Source organism: Pedobacter sp. (assembly GCF_045628745.1).
GTDB lineage: Bacteria > Bacteroidota > Bacteroidia > Sphingobacteriales > Sphingobacteriaceae > Pedobacter.
Map to the genome: position 1 here is coordinate 1 of NZ_JAZQPU010000382.1, position 2,911 is coordinate 2,911.

Consider the following 2,911-nt stretch of genomic DNA (forward strand, 5'->3'; position numbering starts at 1 on the left):
GAGCGCGCCTCTATTTTTTACCTTAAAGACAAATTTAAACTCTTAAATAAAGGCGACTTCTGGTTAGCAGAAAACCCCGACAAACCTGGTTTGGGATGGGATGCTACCTGTTGTAACCGTATCTGCTCCTGGGTTTATCTGCAGGATGCTAAAAGTGGTAAAAAGTTTTATTTCTTCAATGCCCATTTTGATCATCAGGGTAAAATAGCGAGGGTGGAAAGCAGTAAGCTCATGCTTAAAAAGATCAGTGAAATTGCAGGTAAACAAGCTGCCATCTTTACTGGCGATTTAAATGGTGATCAGCAAAGTGAATGGTACCTGATTTTAAAGAACTCAGGTATGTTATTAGACACTTATACACAGGTTAAGTACCCCTATGTTAATAACTCTTCTTTTAACGGATGGGGTAAATCACTGGAAAGCAGTGGTATTATAGACCATGTGTTTGTTACTCCACATTTTTATCCACAACGTTGGGGAATACTTACTGACACCTACATGGGTAAATTTCCCTCAGATCATTTCCCTGTGCTGGTAGAGCTGAGGTGGAAATAAGCAGTTCAATGATTGTTAGACGGTAGCTCTTTTTTATATCCAAAAATAAGAGCTACCTTTGTTTTAATGGAAACTCAACAGCATCGTTTTCTTTCTTTACCATATCGCTTTAGAGATTCTTTTCTAAAAAGCAGCAAGGACTTTATTAATTAAGCCCCACCCTTTACAACTGGGCAGGGGTCTTCATTTCTAATAAATTAATCCTTTGCTGTTTTAATGCTTATTGCAGCAGCATCAGTCATTTTTAATATTCATTTCATGAAGTTTTCAATGGAACCCTGTTTATGCAGTGCTGCATTTTTATGTCTTAATGCCTCAAACTTTTTTTTCTTGCTGCGCGTACCGCTGTCAGCGAACAGTGCTCCAGGCTTTAAGCATAGTAACTTTCAACTTAAAAGATTGGGTAGTAAAATCTTTGAAAATTAGGCTCCGGTATTTAATGCCGGGGCCAGATGACCAGTATCACATAATTTTCACCTTTTAATTACAAACCCAAATGAATACAACAGTCGTAAAATTAGATCAAACAGCAATCATTCTTTCCCGAGGTATTTTTGATCTTTTAAAAAGCCATATCAGGACAAGAAAACTCAGTAAATACAACGAAGCCAAGTTAGAATTGGAGTTAAAGTCGGCTACCCAGGTATTAAGGAGTGCCTTGCCTCAAAACATTGTAGATGTAAATACACGGGTTAGGGTTAAAGAGCTGACCACGGGAAATGAATTTACCTATGATCTAGTGGCCCCCGGTAAAGCCCGAAGAAAACACCAGACCATTTCTATATTGTCGCCAATAGGGGTAGCCATGTTGGGTTACCCTGAAGGGGCCGAGTTACAATGGGAAATGACGGGCGGTATAAAAGCCTACCGTATAACATCAGTTTTGAAATTAAATTCATTCAAGGCCTCTGCTCAACCTGTTTTATAACAACGTTTTTAACAACAATGAAGCATCCTGCAAAAAACAGGATGCTTTTTTATGCCAATTTCAGCGCTAAATAATGCAACCTTCCCCACGCATTCAGCCTAAGTTACATCGATACTCAAAAAATGTTAATCCCGTAAGTATAACAAAAATGGCAGTTGGTCGATTTATTGTTTAACCTCGTATAAAACCCCAGTTTTGCCTGAAACGTTTTTGAAATGAAGTCGTCTTATTCACAAAGATTTAAAGAAAATTAAAAACTTAAGGAAATGAAAACTTCAATCAAAACACTATTCGCAACAGCATTAACTGCTTTATTTTTAACAACTTCAGCATTTGCAAGCTTTGAAAATGACACACCAAAATCTACAGTAGCTGCTACAGCTATGAATGTAAATATGGTAGTAACCTCTGGTAATGTAGATGTCTACTTGATCCATGGCAACAAAGAAAACATTAAAGTTGTTCCCTTTGGCAATGAGGAAGCTAAAGTATCGATCAAAAAGAAAGGTGGAAAATTATTCATCAGCAGTGTAGACAATAACCGCGTTACCGTTTATGTTTACTTGAAAGATTTAAAAAGAATCGATGCCTCTCAAAATACTACTGTGAGCACTCAAGGCGATTTTAATTTAGATGCACTGCAAATTTTATTAAAAGACAATGCCAGAGCAAATGTTAAAGCACATACTACAAGCTTATATACTGTGATCAAAGATCATTCAAAATTAAAATTGAGCGGCACTACTTTACAACATCAACTGGTTAAAGGAGAGTATGTAAAACTAAAAATGGACAAGTTTAACTCCGGAAAAACACAAACCATGACTGTTAAATCAAGTTATGCGGCTAACAAAAAATAAACTGCCAGCATCGTTACATTCCGGGACATTCTAATCAAGAAGCCGTATCATCGAAAAATGCTGCGGCTTTTTCGTGTGTAAGCACCGCAGAAAACGGAGAAAACAGCATGTTTTTAATTAATAGGGCAGTTACCATCAGCTATAGGTTTAGAGGGCGTTGGCAGGGCCTTCATAGGGCCATTGCTTATCCGGGCGATATACAAAGGCTGTGCAAAGGCCCTGTCAAAGCCTGCTCACGGATAACTGATCTATTACTTGATCGTTATTTGTAGAATGGCTGAAGGATAAAGTACCGTTAAATCTGCTGCATTAAATCTTGCTTCTTTATAATACGGCTTTATTTTATAGATTTGCTTTACCTAAAATGCGCTCTATGTCAACAAAAGCCTATTCCATTAAAGACATTGCCAAGCAAGCCAATGTTTCCATTACCACTGTTTCATTTGTCATCAATGGAAAAGGCGTAGAAAAAAATATCAGTGCTGCGGTCATCAAGAGGGTACAGGAAATTATTAAAGAAGTAGGCTATAAACCAAACCAGATTGCCAGAAGTTTACGCACGGGGACC

The 2,911-nt window shown here is 37.8% G+C and carries 4 protein-coding genes; all 4 read left to right on the forward strand.

Features of this window, described 5'->3' with window-relative positions; translation table 11 throughout:
- Positions 1-555, forward strand: a 555-nt coding sequence (locus ACR2F7_RS13995) for an endonuclease/exonuclease/phosphatase family protein (protein ID WP_432714169.1), incomplete at its 5' end; no start/stop codon positions are given.
- A 496-nt stretch (positions 556-1,051) separates the two neighbouring features.
- The gene (locus tag ACR2F7_RS14000) at positions 1,052-1,483 is read left to right on the forward strand and encodes a GreA/GreB family elongation factor (RefSeq protein WP_432714170.1); all 432 of its coding nucleotides are present in this window, start codon (positions 1,052-1,054) and stop codon (positions 1,481-1,483) included.
- Between the two features lie 266 nt (positions 1,484-1,749).
- Entirely contained in the window at positions 1,750-2,343 is a 594-nt protein-coding gene (locus ACR2F7_RS14005; RefSeq protein WP_432714171.1) for a GIN domain-containing protein, read from the forward strand.
- A 373-nt stretch (positions 2,344-2,716) separates the two neighbouring features.
- Positions 2,717-2,911: LacI family DNA-binding transcriptional regulator (locus tag ACR2F7_RS14010; RefSeq protein ID WP_432714172.1), on the forward strand; the 195-nt coding region annotated here is incomplete at its 3' end.

Bases quoted from the DNA above. Each gene is read 5' to 3' on its own strand.
- ACR2F7_RS14000 (WP_432714170.1), top strand. From the start codon at position 1,052: ATGAATACAACAGTCGTAAAATTAGATCAAACAGCAATCATTCTTTCC.
- ACR2F7_RS14005 (WP_432714171.1), top strand. From the start codon at position 1,750: ATGAAAACTTCAATCAAAACACTATTCGCAACAGCATTAACTGCTTTA.